We start from the raw sequence: 18,695 nt of genomic DNA on the forward strand, positions 1-18,695 counted from the left end.
GGTGATTTTTTTCCTTCATCCTCCTCCCCATAACTGCTGACTTTTGTCAAATTTTGTATTAAGAAAGATGTTTATAATGGATAGCTTTTGAAGGGAGGTTAGGGGGGATCTAAAAGTGTCTAAAGTCACAGTGAAAAACTTGTTCATTCAACCTCTCAACATCGACAAGAAGACAAGGAGAAAAATAACTCATACCCCTTGTCCAAACGGTTTCAAAAAGACTGTTTTCCAAAGTAATCGTTTATAAGGACATTAAGGGAAAACTCCGTTCCTTAGCGTCGCCCTCAATCAATAAATTACTTCACTTCACTAGGTTCAAACTTAGTCACCTTACCCTTCTTAATCGCGACAATCACATCATAATGAGAACAGTAAGCGAATGTGACATCATTGGCTTTGTTATAAAGATTAACTACATGACCTGCACCACCTATCTGGATACCGATTGGCTCCAAATCACCAAAAAAGAAACGACGAAGTTGATCGCCACTACCAATCTGACCCTTACTTTTAGTCAGCAAATCTAGTTTTTGGGCTACAGACATTTCTTCGGCTGCTGATGCCTGTACTAATGAAGGATTGAGCGCTTTTAGTGGTACGTCCCAAACTGTGAAAAAACCAACCAAAGCAAAACTTGTAAGTAAGGGTGCGAGTTTCATTGTTGACTCCTCTTTTTTGTTTTATCCTGAACATCCCAAGCATCTCAGGTGGGAGTGAGAACTTATTGAAACTAAACCACTATTTTCATGAATTTATCATTTGAGAAAACTTAGTTTATTCTCAGCACTTTCTCAGGCAATGATCCGAACTCAAAATCACAGCATAATTTAAGTATTTTCTCAACAAAACCTCATTCAGTTAAGAATGGCGGCAATTTATAATGGGCAATGCTTTTATTGCAGTGGTGTTATTGTGACTAGACCCAAAAGACGACATCACCTAGTTCATAGAGTTTCAGGACAAACATATCTCTGGCTAGCAATGCTAATTTTTGCCGCATCTGGCGCAGTTACCCGGAAGCTAACGGAAGTTGGTGCTGAACATTTTATCGGGGAACGCAATCCGATTTCTTTATGTAATGTTTTATTTGTGGGAAACCTTTGCGCCTTGATACTTCTGATCCTCATCTATGGGCGACAGTGGAACAAAGCTACTTTGAAGCAACTCTCAAGGAAAGATTGGGTCAGTCTAACAGCAGTAGCTATTTTATCAGGAGCGTTGGCTCCTGGCTTAATTTTCCAGGCACTTGCACTCACAGGAGTGAACAATATCATCTTGGTGGGACGCTTGGAACCGCCGCTAACTCTGGCTTTATCAGTCTGGTTATTGAGAGAACGGGTAAATATTTGGGAATTTATCGGAGCGATCGCAGCCTTTGTCGGTGTTATCCTAACTATCATCCTTCAGCCTCCAACAGATACAATGATAAATATGGGAGGTTTCAGTTTAGGCATAGGGGAAGTTTTAGCAGCAGTAGCATCTATAGCTGGAACCGCTTCTACGATTATTGGTAAGAAATACCTTTCGCAAATTCCTTTGGGAATCTACAGCATTTTTCGAACTGCACTAGGAACCATAATCTTTTTCTTCATTGCTTTAGTCCTCTATGGCAGCGATCATTTCGCTAATGCCCTCTCACCGTTCTTATGGCAATGGATGTTTTTATATGGTGGGTTGATTGTGGTGCTAGGCCAGTCTTTTTTGATTAAAGGCTTGAAAACTTGTACTATATCTACGGCTTCATTAATTGGCTCATTTGGCCCAATTGTGGGCATCATAGCAGCCTATTTCATTTTGGGTGAAGCCCCTACCTTACCTCAATATATTGGCGGTAGCGTGATTTTAGTAGGCATATTTTTGAGCCAGTTTGGAATTTGGCGTAAGACTTCTAGCATTGCGTCTGGCAAGGTAAATTCTACTGCGGCACAGCAACAGGTAGAAGCTGATATGGGATTCAAGGGGATTTGAATCAGGCTTATGCCTTAACCCGGATTTCTCACCACATCTCTCAAAACCTTGTGCAGGGGAGCAGGGGAGCAGGGGAGCAGGGGAGAGTTCAAATACCAAGTTCTTTCCCCTCTGCCCCTCTGCCCCTCTGCCCCTCTGCCCCCCTGCCCCTCAAGCTTGTGAGAAATGCGGGCTTAAGCATTTGCGTTATTTTGAACTGTACAGTTATTATTGCCCTGGTGCACTAGTATGTCAAAATAAAAATACCAGATATATCAAGGTGAGCGATCGCTCCCAAAGCTAGATTAAAGGATTGACCTGAGCAATGGCAGACCAAACCAATCACAATCAAGCGGGAGAAGTAGCTCCCAGCACTGTTGACAAGAAAGCTCCCAGTGTGGCCGAAGAACACGCTCCTAGTACAGATTCACCCGAAGCCACAGACCTCCCGACTGCCAACGCGCCAGATTCAAACGCTGCTAAACCAACTGCGACACCCCCCAAGCGAGAAAAACCCGCAGCCAAAGCCGCAGTAGGGGAAAAACCAGCAGCCGCCGCAACAGAAGAAAAACCCGCCGCAGCTAAAGCAGCCAAAAAGGAAAAAGCCCCAGCTGTTGAAGATAAGCCATTTGTAGAGTTTATTGAGCAAGACTACTTGCCAGCTTTACAAAAAGCGATCGCTCAACAAGGTGTGCAAGATTTACAGGTGTCTTTTGCCAAGCAGAAATTGCCCATTACTGGTTTTGAATCTGCTGAAGAATGCTGGCAAATTATCGGCACTTGGAAAGAAATAGGTGCGCGTCAGTTTAACCTGTATTTCCCCGAAGAAGATATTCAAGGGAAAAAGGGATTTTCCTGTAATGAAGGCAAAAAACCTAGCACTCTTGAGTCATTCTTAATCGATGAGCGCAAAATTACGCTCGATTTGTTGGTATTTGGCTTAGTTCAGCGCTTGGACGGTCAAAAGTGGCTAGGTATAAATTAGTCATTGGTCATTAGTCATTGGGTTTTTGACAAAGGACAAATGACAATTTAAAGTTCGTGGAAATGATAGGTAACGGCTCCAGTATTGGGGTCGTTATCTATTTTTACATAACCTGATTTGTACATCTCATTGAGAGTAGCTTCTACTTCAGCAAAGCTAGCTCCCGTTAACTTAACGCCTTGAGTAACGGTTAAAGTACCACCCTTGATTTCCGCCGCTTCAATCAATTTAATCATCAGTTGGTTGCCTGTTGGGCGGTGGACTTGAGAGGCAACTACTGCTTGGTTCAACGGCACACCAAAGGGAGATACACCCGCTTTTAATCTTAGGTTGTGTTCGTATTCGTCAACCATATTGGGCATGAGAAACAAATCTACGAACTGCCCTACACCAAACATACCACCAGTGAACAGCCACAACAAACCAGTCCCGATTTTGCCATTGTAGAAACGGTGCAGTCCTCCTAATCCGAAAAAGAATGCTGCACACAAAATGTAAGAGACAAGAAGTCGGTCTTTATGCTGATTGTTTTCAAGATTCATCCTGTTTTCAACCTTTTGGATTTGCTCTTGTTGTCTAAGATGGGTTGTCCATATTGTAGTATTAACTACATAATAATACTGAAATAGCAGTACTTTTAAAACATCAAATGTGCGTGCTACTCCCCTCGATTGAAACAGTGCTAATCGCTGAACTACGTTTATTTGACTACTAATCTACGATTCTTGGTTCCGTAAATATTGAATTATTGTTGCAACTCTTAATCTTTTGCTTATAAATTTCTCACCCGCACCTTGGTAGACTGAACTTTATACAATTGGATTATTGTGGGCTGTTACGCTTTAACAGAACATTACCCTTGGCTTTCTGGTGAGGCAGTCGCTCAGAGAGGTCTCCCCTCCATGAAAAACTGCGGAACCCGAAGGGTCTACTTAAGATAATAAAGACGAAAGAGCAATCAAGACATGGTAGATTCCCTCAAAAAACCAGGCTTTGAAGAAATCCGGCCAGGGATTAAAGTCCCGGCAAAAGAAACCCTGTTAACACCTCGGTTTTATACTACCGATTTTGATGAGATGGCGCGGATGGATATCTCCGTCAATGAAGACGAGTTACAAGCCATTCTCGAAGAATTCCGCACTGACTACAACCGCCATCACTTTGTTCGGGATGCCGAGTTTGACCAATCCTGGGATCATATTGACGGGGAAACTCGCAAGTTGTTCGTTGAGTTTCTAGAACGTTCTTGTACGGCAGAGTTTTCTGGCTTTTTGCTATATAAAGAACTCGGCCGTCGCTTGAAAGGAAAAAACCCTGTCTTGGCAGAGTGTTTTAACCTGATGTCACGGGATGAAGCACGTCACGCTGGCTTTTTGAATAAAGCCTTGTCGGACTTTAATCTGTCCCTAGATTTAGGGTTTTTGACTAAGAGTCGTAGTTATACCTTCTTTAAACCGAAATTCATCTTCTACGCCACTTATCTGTCTGAGAAAATCGGTTATTGGCGCTACATCACTATTTATCGCCATTTAGAAGCACATCCCGAAGACCGGGTTTATCCAATCTTCCGGTTCTTTGAGAACTGGTGTCAGGATGAAAACCGTCACGGTGATTTCTTTGATGCGGTCATGAAATCTCAGCCGCAAATGTTGAATGATTGGAAAGCACGGCTATGGAGTCGGTTCTTCTTATTGTCGGTATTTGCAACAATGTATCTGAATGACATCCAACGCAAGGACTTTTATGCAACCTTGGGATTGGATGCACGAGAGTACGACATCCATGTAATTCAGAAGACCAACGAAAACGCCGGTCGGGTGTTCCCTCTAATGCTGGATGTAGAGAATCCAGAGTTTTATCAGCGCTTGGATACTTGTATTAGCAATAATGAGAAGCTGGGTGCGATCGCTAATTCTAACACTCCCAAATTCCTGCAACTCTTCCAGAAACTGCCACTTTACATCTCGAATGGTTGGCAGTTATTACGGCTGTACCTGATGAAACCCATTGATACTGTTTCTGCTCAAGGGGCAGTTCGTTAATTTATAACAGGTTTGCGAAAGCTTTAGTGGTTCTGTTAATTGCAGAACCACTTTTTTTTCTTGTAATAGTCAATGCCTGACACCGTACCTCTACTTAATCATTCATGAACAACAAAATTCCCGACTTCTCGAAGAAATCAGGAATCAGAGGCTTCAATTTTTACAAATCAAATAGGATTCATATAGCGATTTTGATAGTAAGCCAAAATTTGGTTAACTTGTTGCCGACTTTCTGAACCAGAGTTTGCTGTCCACGAAATAGACAAGCCACCAATTTGACTTTGATTGTAATCAAACTGTTGGGATGATTGGGGAATTAAATCCACTTCTACCCCTTCGACTTGACGCAAATGAGCTGCTATCTCTCTATAGACAGCTAAAGGCAAACCAGCAAATTCAATTTTTTCCTTAGTCTCCATCTTTATGAAGCTCCAACATTAAAAGGATTTGAGGAGGGTATTGTCACTGAAACACGATTACCATTAGCAGATGTAGCTGATGGCGTTGAGTTGACAGGCCCTTCCCCTACCATTTTGGCAACTTCTATACCAAATTGTTCAAGAATTACAATCGGATTGGAGCCTCCATTCATTTCAATCCGTTTAATAAGTACGCCGTTGGCCAATCGCTGTCCAGCTTGTACATAGCGACTCGTTGGCTCATCCGGTACTTTGATAATTGCTTGCGGTTCCTTACTAATTAGAACTACACCAGTCACAATAACTGCCCTTGCTAACTCCGGTTGTGCTGGTGGTGGCAGTACAGATACTAAAGTGGGGTTAGAGACAACTTGAGGCAAAACTTTAGGTAAAACTGAAATCAAAGTAGGATTGACTTTTTTTGGTACAGAAGCAATGTTATTTTTTTTCTGATTCTGATTTTTCTGATTCTGATTTTTCTGATTCTGATTTAAAGCTACGCTGCGTGTTGGAAGTTTTCGTACTGTTATCGATGCAGTCGGTAGCTTAGGCAACACGGGAACAGGTCTTCCAGGTGTTGTAGACACTCTAGTAACCATCTGTCCGAAAACTTGTGCAAACGGATCAGTCCGCTCTTTTGATACCAGGATTAACGGTGCCCGCTCTGTAGCATTAGTAGATTGAATCAAGCTAACAGATCCGGGGGTAACTTGTGAAACCTCTTTAGCCGGTATCACTGGATTCTTAAAGGATTGAGCCGCAGGTGGCGACTTTGCTGCTATTTTTGGAATTGGCGCGGGATTAATGGCTTGTGGTGCATCTTCAGAAGCACATCCAGCGATCGCTAAGGTTAAAATAGCTGCAATTGTAATTTTTGAATTTCTGCCCATGAGCTGTTCTCAAAAGCCATTGGAAAATTTAAAAATGGAAATCTACATGCCTAAAATTTGTATCAAAGGCAAAGTATGTTCCCTTTATAACCTAATTTTTTAGATTTAAAGAGTTATTTTTAGCACTAACAGCCCAGCATAACTGCGGATTTAGTTATTTGCAGTTAATCATCTGCTACACCCATAAGCTGTTTCATCAAATCTAGACCTTTCTTGACTCTACGGGAAACCGTTACGACACTAATTCCCAGATGTTCTGCAACTTGTTTTTGTGTTAAATCTTGTAAAAAAACGCATTCCAACACATCACGGGTGCGTTGCTCGAGCTGAACCAATGCTTGTTGCAAGCGGAGTTGGTCTTCTTGTGCCAATTGAAAGCTGCGATAGTGAGGATCTGGAACCAATTCTCCCAAGCAGGTAGAGCCTTCTTCCCCATCTTGGATTGGCACATCAAGACTCAAGGGAGCACGATTTATCCACGCTAATTTAATTTCTTGCCATTCGTTTGGAGAAATTTCCAGTGCTGTTGCTAATTCGGTGTCTGTTGGTTGGCGATTATGCTTTTCACGCCAAGAGCGTGACACTCCTATTGCTTGCTGTTGCAATGCTAACCACTTCCGAGGAATTCGCACGGTAACACCTTTATCTCGGAGATAGTGTTGAATTTCACCCCGAATATAGGGAAGAGCATAGGAACTAAAGGCATGTCCCTTGGAAAGTTCAAATTTTTCAATCGCTCTGATTAAGCCCAAACATCCAACCTGGATCAAATCATCGTAGGTTTCATGACATTGATTTGTCCAGTAGTGAGCTTCTTTTCTCACAAGTCCAAAATTGAGTTTTACCAGTTGATTGCGAACATTTTCTGACCGAGATTGCTGATATTCTCGCAACAACTGCCAAATTTCATGTTTTAGTTCATTGGTGACTGTGGTAGGCATAGCACCGTATTTATTGAGTAAATTAACAATCAATTAGTCACTTTTAAACTCAACTGCGATCGCGCTGTATTTATATAGCAAATTCTCTAGACAACAAGAACGTTTTTCTAAAAAAATTCCATAGAGTTGCTTGACAATCGAGCAAAGTTTAAATGAGTGAAATTGGTATTTAGTTTGTTACTTATTGTGGGGATTATCTGTAGCTGTTTTTCAAACTACATAGGAATAAAATATAAAATTAGTTACTAAATATCAAACCGGGATTTTACTTAACTTTAATTAATTAATGGTGAAGCTAATTTCTCTAAATAAAACAACAGTAGTCGGATTGTTTTGGCATAAGCAAAAGTTGGATTTACAGTAAAATTACGTGTCCATTCAAACAAGATTTATCCAACAATTAAAAATTACTAATAATATTTAGAAAACAGTATGTATATTTACGCAAGCTAATAAAGCAAATAGTGAGATAGCCTTTGTTGTACTGAGGGCAATACGGTTCAATCAATGGTCAACTCTTTGTCAGAGGAAATTTTTTTTAACGTAGATGCAGATAGGCTTGCCGAAGGTAATGCCATCTCTACGAAACTCTATGCAAACGCGCAGCATTTCGCAGAGAAAGAAGAAATGCTTAACTAAACTGTATTGGTACAGGGGGAATCTTTCTAGGGAAAATATCACTAACCCAAAGGTATTGTGCTTTACCCGCATTTCTCACAAGCTTGAGGGGAAGGATGGGCAGAGGGGCAGGGGAGGCAGGGGAGGCAGGGGAAGCAGGGGAAGCAGGGGAAGCAGGGGAGGCAGGGGAGGCAGGGGAGGCAGGGGAGGCAGGGGAAGAAAAAACTAATACTCGCATTTCTCACAAGCTTGAGGCGAAGGATGGGCAGAGGGGAAAGAGCTTGGTATTTGAACTCTCCTCTGCTCCCCCTGCTCCCCCTGCTCCCCCTGCCTCCCCTGCTCCCCTACTCAAGCGCAGGCTTAATCGAGATGTGGTGAGAAATCCGGGTTTAACCTTTTTCTCCCTCTTTGTAAAAACCTATCTATCCCCTGAAAAAAGTCAGGGCTGTTTCATTCTTTCAAAGCCTTTTGAAAAAGTAGGGACAAGGGAAGAAGGAATTTTTCTCTTGTCTTTTTTCGTCTCTGTAAGGCTTTTATAGGAATGAAACAGCCCTGAAAATGGGGGCAAAGAAGTTAACTTTTGTGATGAAACCTGATGCTTACAGAATTGCAGTTCTGAATGCCAGGTTAGTTATCTTACTCCAGAGAATTTAGCCACGGCTTGGTTCAACCCGTCCAAAAAATAGACCGCGAATCTTGACTTCTTTCGGTTCGCCAGCACCTAAATCTGTATCAGATGGCTGTTCGCTCTCGAAAGTACCGGCAATTTCACCACTAGAGCTATCTACTTTAGCGATTTGCAGAGAAATCTTGCCATTAAGATTTTCAGCACGCTTGACGTTAGTACGGGTAAGTTCTTCATCATCCGCTTGGGCGGGGAGAGCTACAGCATTATCGTAGCCACTGACGACACCACGACCTTTGGGATCTAGGAAGGCAGCACCACGATAGGAAGGAACTTTGAAAGTACCTTCAAAGTCCGTGGAGGTATTAATACTGCTCAAACTGGGTTGGGTTTGAGCAACCAAGTTTTTGATGGTGAAGAGGAAAGGTACTCGCTCCCCGCCAGGAAGTTGCACGGTGATAGCTTGGAAGTCAAGACCATCAGTTTCCACAAAGGTCAGGCTATTATCTGAGTTGATGTTTAGGTTGCCTTGCACCTGGTCAATAGTAGAAGTGTATCTGGTCAACAATTTGCCAGCAACAAATTCTGCTTCTTGGCGTTTATTAGCAGGTTCTTCTTTGATGAAGAAGCTAGTTGGTTCTAAGCAAAGTTCTTTGATGGCATAAGACTGGCTAGAATCAATGGGAATGGAGCCACGGCTTGTTTCTGCTAGTTGGGGGCATTTGTTTGCCAAGCCAGTGCCACGAATTTGGTCGTAAGTGAGTACATCTCTACTACTAGTAGCAGGAGCATCACTACAAGCAGTTATTAGTCCCAGGCACAAAGCCAAGAATGCAACAATTAAAGCGCGATACCTCATGGTCAACCTCAATCTCAAAAATTAATATCTAAGTTGTAAAACTGCATCGAAGCTTTGATCTATGACGAGAAGCCATCCTCGATCGGATATTGCGTTGCTCTGATTACCAGAGTTGAGGCAAATGTCCGGGCGTATAGGTTGGGAGTCGTCACTCAAACTTTTCTCTGCTAAACGTAATTAAACGTGTCGTTCTCTTGAGCTTGGGATGTAAACCCCAGAATGAGTAGCACAGTGCATCCATGTTGGATGTGTGTTACTAGGGGAGCAAAAAACCAGCAGTTTTACTGTTGGTAGCATTTGTTAGAGTTGGGCGTGTGGATGAGTAAGCGCCACACAGAGCGGCATAAGTGCTTGCCTCAAGAGTGCGAAGAGAGTTGTTTGCTTCGCACTTTGCTTTTGCCAATAGCAAAAGCAGCATCGCCCAAGTCTTTTTGTATCATGTATGTGACGCTACTACATACAGCCCATTGTTTGATGGGTAAATTAGCCAGATCATACGATTTTTTTTAACTCAAAATCAAAGTACTCAAAATCAAAGAAAATCTCGTCTCGATCGCATCTAGGTGCTGTGGAGGCTATGCTAAAGGTTACTACGCTCTTTTAGGAGCGATCGCAATTGCTTTTAATAAAGATACAAATCTAGTTATATTCAACCCTTACTTAGGTAAGTGAAGGGATGAGGGGACGCAGTGAGTCAAGAGTAACTAGGGAAAATTAAAAATCTCCGGTAAATTTGAGTTGACCTCATTTATACGGAAAGGCTGGGATGAACGATCGCGAAAATCTGGAATCAGGGGAGTTGTCCTATAAACTGCAAACGCTCGCAACTGTCGTGTATGATGCAGTTCGGAGTTGTGAAAGCGATACTGTAGCTCTTTTGGCATTGCTGCGGCAACTAGAACAGTTACACCGAGAGATCCGGGATGGGGTTTTTCAAGAGAGTTTGCCTGTTAACCGTCGGCAACTTTACTCACTGCTGAAAGATATTGAGTCTGAGGGAGGCTGGCCTTATATTGAGCGGATGAGGCTACAAGCCTTTTTAGCGAATTTGCCACAAGAGGCTCCCCAAGAAAATAGCCGTGAGGTTTTGGAAAGCGATCGCTCCTTTGCTGATTAGCTCGAAATTAAAAACTCGGATCGCCTCATCAACCGCTAAACCAAGAGCGGTTGCTCATTGAGGCTTTAAGAGTCATTAGTCAATGATAATTTTCCACCTCTGCTTAGGGTTTGTGGGTTATGCCATTACAAAGAAGGCGATCGCGCTTTTCAAGATTACGGTTGTGCTTAAGGTAATCACCTACCCAGTCGCAACCACGAACAAGCAGATCGTCAAGATTTAAATTCCACAAAATTATTGTGTTGTCATCACTAGCTGATGCTAATGTTTGACCATCTGGGCTAAAACTGACACTTAACACCGCAGCCCGATGCCCATTAAGACTTTTAATTAATTTACCTTCATGACTCCAGAGTTTCACTGTACTGTCCCAACTGGCGGCAGCAAGCAATTCACCATTGGGACTGAAAGTGACAGCATTAACGCTATCGCTATACCCCTTTAACAAGGTTTTTAACAACGTACCATCCCGTCGCCACAGTTTTACGGTGTTATCCCAACTGGCAGAAGCCAATAACTCATCAGTGGGACTAAAGCTGACACCTAAAACCCAACTGTCATGGGGCGAAAACGTTTTGAGCAACTTACCTTCACGGTTCCACAGTTTCACAGTTTGGTCATCACTGGCAGAGGCTAAAATCTGACTATCAGGGCTGAAATTCACGCTATTTACCCAACCTTGATGCCCTATTAAGGTTTTGAGCAACTTGCCTTGACGGTTCCAGAGTTTCACCGTTTTATCTTTACTAGCTGATGCCAAAAACTGACCATCGGGGCTGAAATTCACGCTCATCACAGTATCGCTATGTCCGTGGAGAGTCTTGATTAAAGTACCGTCAAGCCGCCAAATTTTCACGGTTTTGTCATAACTTCCTGAAGCCAACATTTCACCTTTGGGGTCAAAACTGACACTAGGAACTTTATTGGTGTGCCCTACTAAAGTTTTGTAAAGTCGGGTTTTCACCTCGCCATTACTAGTGTATCTTCGCCAGAGTTTTACGGTGCGATCGCTACTACCAGAAGCTAGCATCTGACCGTTGGGACTCCAAGCAACGCTCAAAACTCGATCCTGATGTCCTTGAAGAATAGACGGTGTTGGGGCATTTAAACTCCATAGTTTCACGCTTTTGTCGAAACTTCCTGAAGCCAGCAATTTATTATCTGGACTGAAAGCGATGCTAACAACAGCATCGCTGTGTCCTTTGAAGGTTTTGAGTAAAGTACCAGTAATACCCCAGAGGTTTATGGTATTGTCTTCGCCTGCGGAAGCTAACTTTTTACTATCGGAACTAAAGCTTAAACTCCACACTGTGCTGCTATGGTGCCGTAAAGTTTTGTAAGGACGAAAGTCAAAACCATCTTTAGTGGTGTTGCTCTCCCTCTGCCAAAGTTTCACTATCTTATCTCGACCTGCTGACGCTAAAAATTTCCCATCAGGGCTGAAAATAGCTACAATCACACCCTGCTGATGTCCCTGCAAAGTTGTAACCAGGCTACCATCCCGTCGCCAGATTTTCACTGTCTTATCGTCGCTAGCCGAGGCGATGAATTGACCATCGGGACTGAAGTTTACCCAGTTAACCCACCCTTGATGTCCTCTCAGTATTTTTACCAAGCTACCATCTTTACGCCAGAGTTTTACAGTTGTATCCTTACTGCCTGTAGCTAACAACTCGCCATCAGGACTGAAATTAACGCTATAAACCCAATCTTTATGTCCTTTCAGGGTTTTATATGGCTTGGGGTCAAATTCACCTGTAACCGGGTCTTTGTGCCATATTTGAACTGTTTTGTCGAGGCTGGCAGAAGCGAGGGTTTGACCATCTGGGCTGAAACTTACACAGGTAACAGCATCAGTGTGACCTTTGAGGGTTTGAAGTAAAGTACCGTCAAGCTGCCAAATTTTCACCGTCTGATCTCGGCTACCTGATGCTAGGGTTTGACCATCTGGACTGAAAGTTACTCCCCAGACAATATCGGTGTGCCCTTCCAAGCGGTTAACTTCTGTTACCCCATAAACTGCCTGTTGCAGGGCTGTTACCACTCGCATTCGGGTATCTGGTTGCACTCCATCTGCCTGTTTAAGTCCTCTCCAAGCCCGCAAACTTTCTAATAAAGCATCAAACTCTTTATTAGACGCAAATAGAGCTTCGCTAGCAGCAGTAATTCCACTAATTCTTAAGTTAGTTTCACTGCGTTCAGCTCGGAGAGTTTGGCGAATTGCTGCTGTTTTTTGTAAGTCGGCTTGCCACCATAATGTTGCTATTGTTCCCCCCATGATTGCCAGGATTGCGCCTACAATTCGTGCTTCCCGTAACCGCCGTTGCAACACCAAATTGAGTTGCTTTTGACTAAGTTGTTGGGCTACTTCCGCTTTAGTTTTTTCGAGTTTGATTTTTTCAAATTCGGCGAGCATACCGTAATTGTTTTTTTGGCGAATTGGTTCAACTAAATAATCGTGAACTAGCTGGTAGCGATCGCCTAATTCTTCTCTGACTCGCAACACCAAACCTGAACCCACCAATATTTCTAAAATCAGTTCCCCAACTGTGTCAAAGCTTGATATTGTATCTAGATCGTGGTTATTAACTAATGCACCGGCTAAATCAGCTTTAGTTCTTAACGGTCGCGTGCCCTTTTCATCAGTTAACTCAAATAATAATTTCCAACTTAACTCTTCATTTTCCTGGCCGCAGTCTTTGATAACCTCCCCAAGCCAGCGTTCCACCAATTTTGCCGAGCCGCCACAAAGCTTGTATTGTCCAAGGGTGGTAATGTTTTCTATTTGTAGTTGAGCGCCAACTATTTGTAATTCAATTGGATGTACTTCATCTAGTTCTCCTGTCAAATCCTGGACTAAGCGGTTAATTAATTCATCACTCAGTTCATAATGTGAACGTTGAGTCAGACTATGAATTATAGCTTTAGCATCCTGACTAGAGAATTTTCCTAAATAGTAACGAATATCCTTATCGAGAATATTTTTATTAATTACGCCTAAATCACATAGTCCATTACTATTTTTTTGGCTCAAACGTTCAAATTCTAACAAATGATGTAAATAATCTTCTCTTAATGAAAGAATAATCTTTACAAATGAAATATTTAAACATTCACTAAAAAATTGGTAAAATTCTATTCGTTGCGTGGGAGGATTACTAATAAAAAAAAGTTCTTCGAACTGATCTAATATGAGAATTATTGTATAATTACGCTCAGTTACTAACCGAACTTTTTCTAGCAGTATAGTAGGTGTAGAGTCAGGACTAAATGATATTCCTGTGTATGCCAGCACCTGGTTTAGACTGCTGATTAAAACTGGGAGCCAATCAGTATAAACAGACAAAACAATAGGTATAGGAATTCGTTCACCGATAACTTTTCCGATCAGGGCTGGGACTAAACCAGCTTTTATGATTGAACTTTTCCCTACGCCTGATGGCCCATAAATTACTGTGAGTTTATAGTCAGCACGACTAATTCTTTCAATCAAACGATTCACATCTTGCTGTCGTCCAGAAGCTGATATTTCTTGGGCAACTCCTTCAGGAATAAACGGTATTTTTTGAGATTCTAATGCTGGGTTAATTCTAGAACGTTGTGGCTGTAATTGACTTGCTCCAATGAAGGCACGAAAGCCATACTGATGTTCTATTTGAATTTTTTCTTGCTTGAGTTTAAAGGCTTCTGTATAGTTATGACGCTCAAAAAAGTAAAGCGATCGCAGTTCCTCTAAAATCTCTAAATAAAGTGATGGCTGATGTTGTAGCTCACAAACTACCCTCGCCCATTCCAGATTATCGATCGCTTCTTCGGATTCACCTAGATGTCTCTGTGTACGTGCAACCAAGAGCAGATACCAACTTTCTTGTCGTCGTGTTCGCAAAGCATCTCGTAGAGGAATTTCTGTTGCTTCTTCGGAGATAGAAAGTGCTGTATTCGCTAATTCATGAGCTAGTATCCAATTCGACTCAGAAGCTGCCACATTTGCCAAAAAAGCATAATTTTGAGCAATTTGTGCAGGAGTTCCATAGGTTTTATGTAGATGTAATGATTTCTGAGCTAATTTTTTTAAATCATCCCAAGCTTGTAAACGTTGCAGCATTTCACAAGCGGGCAAAATAAATCTAGCAACTAAGTCTTCTCTTTCTACTCCCTCCAATACCTCCAGGCATTGTTTAAACCACAAGAGAGCATCTTCGCAATACCTACTATTACTATTGTGATGTAAGTCTGCCATCCGGTGATAACACAGCCCCAGGTGGAATAGTACTATTGCTTGCTTGAGTAAAGACGAGGGAGGGGTAGGGTGAGGATATGAGAGAGGAAAAGAAGAATTACTCTCCCACTCGGCTACTCTCTTCGTTTCCTGCTGCCATAACGCTAGGCTTCTTTGATAATTGGCTAAAGCACCATTAATTTGATCGTTGGCGTATTTATCTCGCCCTAACACAAATTCTAAACTAGCTTCTAATCCTAGTGTTAATTGAACACCATATAGGCGCAGTAAATCATTACGGGCTGATTCTATTTCGTGGCGGTGTTGAGACTTAGGATCTAAATCTAGGGAAGCATTAGATAAAAATGTTTCAGCACCCGCTTCTAAAACTTTGGCAAATAAAGATTCTGCTTCTTGATGGATCAAAGCAATTAAATCTGCTTTTGCCATTTCAAATTTAATTGTGGTTGCAGCCCAACTTTTAAAATCAGGTGCTAATCTGGACAACAATGATGCCACTTCATCTTGTAGCCACAACACCACTGGAAATGGAAAAGTCGCAGCATAAATATCTCGCGCTTGGTTAATGCCTGTAAGTAAGTTTTCTAGATCGATCGCTGACTCAAGACCAAAAACCATAACAGCAGAGGGCAAAGAGTCTGTGACGACAGCAGGATTATTGAGAAACAGTTCTGAGACTATTGTGTTGTGTAAGGAAGTAGTTGATGAATTGAGAACAATTTCTCTAATATTGATATCTTTGGTGATGAAGCGAATATTTTCTAACATTTGCTCGCGTAACTGCCCATAGTTACACCGAACTAAAATTAGGGCAAATTGACCTTCAGAAAGTGCGATCGCTCTAATCAGTCTTTGCAAGATATGCTGATTTTCTTTGGTGTAGACGTGTAGCGGCTTGTCATTAGTCATTGGTTATTGGGCATTGGGCATGGGACATGGGGCATTAGTCCAATGGCAAACGACAAAGGACTAATGATAAATGACAATTAATTTACTCAGAACTGTTACTTGTTTTGTTGCCAAGCTAAAACTTTTTCTGTTTCTGCAAGAGCTGGACTGATGCCAAACCAGCGCCCTAGAGGATCGCGATATTCAAACAGATACATGCTTCGTAGTAAGCTCTGGTAGTCAGACTCACCTTTAACTCTCTGTTGCTGCACTACTTCAAACAATAATTCCCACTGGGATTCATCAATAGCTAATAGCAGATCGTCGCGGTAGTCTTTAATCACGGCTTCTAAGCAGTCCCTAGAAAAAGGTGGATCTTGCCGTTGCAGACAGCTATAAAGTAAACCCAATAAGTTGCGAATGTGACCACCGCTAACACGACATAGACGATCCAAGGTTTGGGAGCAATCGAATAATTCTGTAATTAATGAAAGCCTTCCATTCAAAGGAACTTCTGGAAAAGCTCTTGCTAGAACTAACTGGCGTACTAGTGACATCCCTGGTTCGTAGTCACTGCCATCTCTTTGCCGCACTAGTACCATCGGCAGTACTTTTGGCGCAATCCCTCCCCCCAGGCGATTTTTTAGTGTCTCATACTCATTGGAGAAAATTAAGGTCAGGGGAATGGTGTAAACGAGGTGGCATTTAAGTCGGCGTAACTGTTCGCCTCGGTCGATAAAGAGATATTCTGGTTGCGATCGCCCTGAGGCTAAGGGACGCATATCTACTCGATCCAAATTATCTACAATCACTACCAGTCCTTTTTGACCCCGCAGCTTTAGCTGTTCAACAGCCTTGTCTAAAATTTCTTCGTTAATCGCTTGCAAAATACTATTAGTCCGTGGCTCCAAATATTGCCTCAGTTGATTCCGCATCTGGGTGCTATCTTTAGTTTTGGCGGTAATTTTAGCAATACCCAAGGACAATTCTGCTTGTCCAGAAAGCTCTATGGGGCTTTGCAAAAAATCGCCTACTTCTTTGAACAAATTGGTAAAGTAACCACCTTTGAGTTTGATGTTAATGCCTTCTAAACTGGCACTGACTTGACGGGCTACACTCAGCAAAATATCGCTGATATCTATATCGGCCATATCTAAGTCTTGACTAGACTCAAAATAAACTACATGAAATCCCGCCAATTCTAGTTCTGTCTTTAGGCGCTGCAATTCCGTTGACTTACCGCAGCCAATATGACCTGTAAATAACTGGCAAGTTGGCTCATCAGGAGAAATCCTAACTATAGTCCGTTGCAATTCTTCAACAATCTTGCAACCACGGACATCAGCAAAATCTATATAATACTGGCGATCTAGCACGTTACTTATATTAAGCGTGTAGCTTGGGTTACATGCTTTGTAAAAACGTGACAAATTTAATGTCGTTTTCATGTTATGTGGAGGCGTATGTAGATGTGTGGAGATGCAGTTATATTCGTATTTTTTATACAAACAATCTTTAGCCTGGATGTAGGCACACGATTAGTTCGCAAGTTGGTAGTATCTTGCAAAAGACAGTATTTATTACAGAATCACTGTCAGTAGTACGGTAGAGATTTAATTGACCCTAATAACCTTAAGCATATCTGTCCTTTTTACACCTGCTGTTGAGGTTTTGACAATGTAGGAGTTTTTTTTTGACCTGGCACAAACCTTTCTGGCTGAGTTAATTAGTAAAAAAAGCTACTACCTTGCATGATTCTTAGTTTGTTTAGCTGATGAGGTAGGACTAGTATGAATTATAGCAATTTATACAGAAATTCAGGAATACTTAGTTGTCCTTTCACATTTTATTTGTCAAGAAAACAAGATCAGAAATATTTAAATTAATATTTTGTAATCTTTAGAGAAAAAATATTTGACTATCTCTTGTCAAAAAGACAACAGTGAGTTAAGAATGGACACCGGAAAGTTTAATGGAGGTATGACTAGCGCTAGGTTGGTTGTGTACTTACTGTAAAGTGTTACTAAAAATAAAAAAAGTCTTGAGGAGGGTGGCTAATAGATGCCGACAGTGTTTACTGAGATTAATAATGATACAAGCGCGTCAAGGAATTGGAATTGTAACCAGAAAGGGGTTTGAATGGCTGGCATATTATCAGTTTCCCGCACGGATCTAGCCCAGCGTCGTAAGAAATTACGGCGGCGGCGGCAGATGAAAATTATTCAAGCTGTTTGGCGAACTTTTGCCATTACTGGTTTGGCAGGTGGATTGCTGTGGGTGGCAATCCAACCGATGTGGGTGTTAAAAACTCCCAAACAAGTAGTGATGAAATCAGGCAATCAATTACTGTCGGATGAGACAACTAAATCCCTGTTGGTGCTATCTTACCCCCAATCTTTGTGGCGAATTGAACCGGCTGCGATCGCTAACTCTTTGAAAAAACAACCAACTATTGCCCAAGCGATCGTCAGACGCCGCCTCTTTCCCCCTGGATTAAACATCGAAATCCAAGAACGAGTCCCTGTCGCGGTAACTCAAACACCTAGTGGACAAAATCAAGGCACTGATAACAAAAAAATCACAATCGGCTTACTAGATGCAACTGGGGCCTGGATACCTTTAGAAAAATACACATCACTCAATCCTACTAGGAAACTACCCAATCTCAGAGTAATTGGGTCGCCAAAACAATACTGTCTCTACTGGACTCAAATTCATCAAGCTGTCAGCCAAAGTCCCGTAAAAATTATGGAAATTGATTGCCAAAATCCAGCGAATTTAATTTTGAAAACAGAACTAGGAAATGTACATCTTGGCGTTCCAGGCCCTCAATTGTCTGAACAAATTAAGGTACTCGCCCAAATGCGCCATTTATCAACAAAACTCAATTCCGGTCAAATAGAGTATATTGATCTGAAAAATCCCGAATTTCCCTTAGTACAAATGAACCAAAAAGACCAAAAATTAACTCCCAAAACCCCTAAAAACATCTAGCATATTTAATGTATTGATAGCTCCTGGTAAATTAAGAAGCTTTCTGCTGATAAATGTATTTATATATTTTCAGTTTTCCAGCAAACTGTACGAAAATCGGCATTAACTTCTAATTAAAATGAGAAGATCA

Annotated in this window: 13 protein-coding genes; 5 read left to right on the top strand and 8 right to left on the bottom strand. The window is 41.8% G+C overall.

The annotated features are described in order from the left end of the window. Positions 1 to 296: 296 nt before the first annotated feature. On the bottom strand, positions 297 to 659 hold the full coding sequence (locus V7K42_RS24480; RefSeq protein ID WP_334919863.1) for a hypothetical protein: 363 nt from the start codon (positions 657 to 659) through the stop codon (positions 297 to 299). A 205-nt stretch (positions 660 to 864) separates the two neighbouring features. Between V7K42_RS24480 and V7K42_RS24485 the strand changes: the two genes are divergently transcribed. Then, complete coding sequence (locus V7K42_RS24485; protein WP_442938627.1) at positions 865 to 1,968, top strand: DMT family transporter; 1,104 nt, start codon at positions 865 to 867, stop codon at positions 1,966 to 1,968. Between the two features lie 304 nt (positions 1,969 to 2,272). After that, complete coding sequence (locus tag V7K42_RS24490; protein ID WP_334919865.1) at positions 2,273 to 2,932, top strand: DUF2996 domain-containing protein; 660 nt, start codon at positions 2,273 to 2,275, stop codon at positions 2,930 to 2,932. Positions 2,933 to 2,979: 47 nt separating this feature from the next. On the opposite strand, the gene V7K42_RS24495 is transcribed toward V7K42_RS24490, so the two are convergent. Continuing rightward, a complete protein-coding gene (locus V7K42_RS24495; RefSeq protein ID WP_334919866.1) occupies positions 2,980 to 3,474 on the bottom strand; it encodes a TM2 domain-containing protein in 495 nt (164 codons plus the stop codon). A gap of 423 nt (positions 3,475 to 3,897) precedes the next feature. On the opposite strand from V7K42_RS24495, the gene acsF reads away from it, so the two are divergent. After that, entirely contained in the window at positions 3,898 to 4,974 is a 1,077-nt protein-coding gene (gene acsF / locus V7K42_RS24500; protein ID WP_334714111.1) for a magnesium-protoporphyrin IX monomethyl ester (oxidative) cyclase, read from the top strand. A gap of 167 nt (positions 4,975 to 5,141) precedes the next feature. Here acsF and V7K42_RS24505 read toward each other — a convergent pair whose 3' ends face one another. The 4 genes from V7K42_RS24505 to V7K42_RS24520 form a co-directional block, all read right to left on the bottom strand. Continuing rightward, positions 5,142 to 5,393: a hypothetical protein gene (locus tag V7K42_RS24505; protein ID WP_094327572.1), complete on the bottom strand. Its 252-nt coding sequence runs from the start codon at positions 5,391 to 5,393 to the stop codon at positions 5,142 to 5,144. A gap of 2 nt (positions 5,394 to 5,395) precedes the next feature. Next, positions 5,396 to 6,283: a hypothetical protein gene (locus tag V7K42_RS24510; RefSeq protein ID WP_334919867.1), complete on the bottom strand. Its 888-nt coding sequence runs from the start codon at positions 6,281 to 6,283 to the stop codon at positions 5,396 to 5,398. Positions 6,284 to 6,447: 164 nt separating this feature from the next. Then, positions 6,448 to 7,224: an RNA polymerase sigma factor SigF gene (locus V7K42_RS24515; protein WP_094327574.1), complete on the bottom strand. Its 777-nt coding sequence runs from the start codon at positions 7,222 to 7,224 to the stop codon at positions 6,448 to 6,450. A gap of 1,268 nt (positions 7,225 to 8,492) precedes the next feature. Next, the gene (locus V7K42_RS24520; protein ID WP_334919868.1) at positions 8,493 to 9,326 is read right to left on the bottom strand and encodes a photosystem II manganese-stabilizing polypeptide; all 834 of its coding nucleotides are present in this window, start codon (positions 9,324 to 9,326) and stop codon (positions 8,493 to 8,495) included. A gap of 766 nt (positions 9,327 to 10,092) precedes the next feature. On the opposite strand from V7K42_RS24520, the gene V7K42_RS24525 reads away from it, so the two are divergent. Further along, positions 10,093 to 10,443, top strand: coding sequence for a hypothetical protein (locus V7K42_RS24525; RefSeq protein ID WP_334919869.1), 351 nt, complete (start codon positions 10,093 to 10,095; stop codon positions 10,441 to 10,443). A 103-nt stretch (positions 10,444 to 10,546) separates the two neighbouring features. On the opposite strand, the gene V7K42_RS24530 is transcribed toward V7K42_RS24525, so the two are convergent. Then, entirely contained in the window at positions 10,547 to 15,592 is a 5,046-nt protein-coding gene (locus V7K42_RS24530) for an nSTAND1 domain-containing NTPase (RefSeq protein ID WP_334919870.1), read from the bottom strand. Between the two features lie 95 nt (positions 15,593 to 15,687). After that, complete coding sequence (locus V7K42_RS24535; RefSeq protein ID WP_334919871.1) at positions 15,688 to 17,019, bottom strand: P-loop NTPase fold protein; 1,332 nt, start codon at positions 17,017 to 17,019, stop codon at positions 15,688 to 15,690. Positions 17,020 to 17,710: 691 nt separating this feature from the next. On the opposite strand from V7K42_RS24535, the gene V7K42_RS24540 reads away from it, so the two are divergent. Next, a complete protein-coding gene (locus V7K42_RS24540; RefSeq protein WP_334919872.1) occupies positions 17,711 to 18,565 on the top strand; it encodes a cell division protein FtsQ/DivIB in 855 nt (284 codons plus the stop codon). Positions 18,566 to 18,695: the final 130 nt, after the last annotated feature.

It is taken from the genome of Nostoc sp. (genome assembly GCF_036917455.1).
GTDB lineage: Bacteria > Cyanobacteriota > Cyanobacteriia > Cyanobacteriales > Nostocaceae > Nostoc.

Excerpts from the sequence above, each read along its gene's own strand:
- V7K42_RS24510 (WP_334919867.1), bottom strand. The coding sequence starts at position 6,283 with ATGGGCAGAAATTCAAAAATTACAATTGCAGCTATTTTAACCTTAGCG.
- V7K42_RS24480 (WP_334919863.1), bottom strand. The coding sequence starts at position 659 with ATGAAACTCGCACCCTTACTTACAAGTTTTGCTTTGGTTGGTTTTTTC.
- V7K42_RS24535 (WP_334919871.1), bottom strand. The coding sequence starts at position 17,019 with ATGAAAACGACATTAAATTTGTCACGTTTTTACAAAGCATGTAACCCA.
- V7K42_RS24525 (WP_334919869.1), top strand. The coding sequence starts at position 10,093 with ATGAACGATCGCGAAAATCTGGAATCAGGGGAGTTGTCCTATAAACTG.
- V7K42_RS24490 (WP_334919865.1), top strand. The coding sequence starts at position 2,273 with ATGGCAGACCAAACCAATCACAATCAAGCGGGAGAAGTAGCTCCCAGC.
- V7K42_RS24540 (WP_334919872.1), top strand. The coding sequence starts at position 17,711 with ATGGCTGGCATATTATCAGTTTCCCGCACGGATCTAGCCCAGCGTCGT.
- V7K42_RS24485 (WP_442938627.1), top strand. The coding sequence starts at position 865 with ATGGCGGCAATTTATAATGGGCAATGCTTTTATTGCAGTGGTGTTATT.
- V7K42_RS24520 (WP_334919868.1), bottom strand. The coding sequence starts at position 9,326 with ATGAGGTATCGCGCTTTAATTGTTGCATTCTTGGCTTTGTGCCTGGGA.
- V7K42_RS24505 (WP_094327572.1), bottom strand. The coding sequence starts at position 5,393 with ATGGAGACTAAGGAAAAAATTGAATTTGCTGGTTTGCCTTTAGCTGTC.
- V7K42_RS24530 (WP_334919870.1), bottom strand. The coding sequence starts at position 15,592 with ATGACTAATGACAAGCCGCTACACGTCTACACCAAAGAAAATCAGCAT.
- V7K42_RS24515 (WP_094327574.1), bottom strand. The coding sequence starts at position 7,224 with ATGCCTACCACAGTCACCAATGAACTAAAACATGAAATTTGGCAGTTG.
- acsF (WP_334714111.1), top strand. The coding sequence starts at position 3,898 with ATGGTAGATTCCCTCAAAAAACCAGGCTTTGAAGAAATCCGGCCAGGG.
- V7K42_RS24495 (WP_334919866.1), bottom strand. The coding sequence starts at position 3,474 with ATGAATCTTGAAAACAATCAGCATAAAGACCGACTTCTTGTCTCTTAC.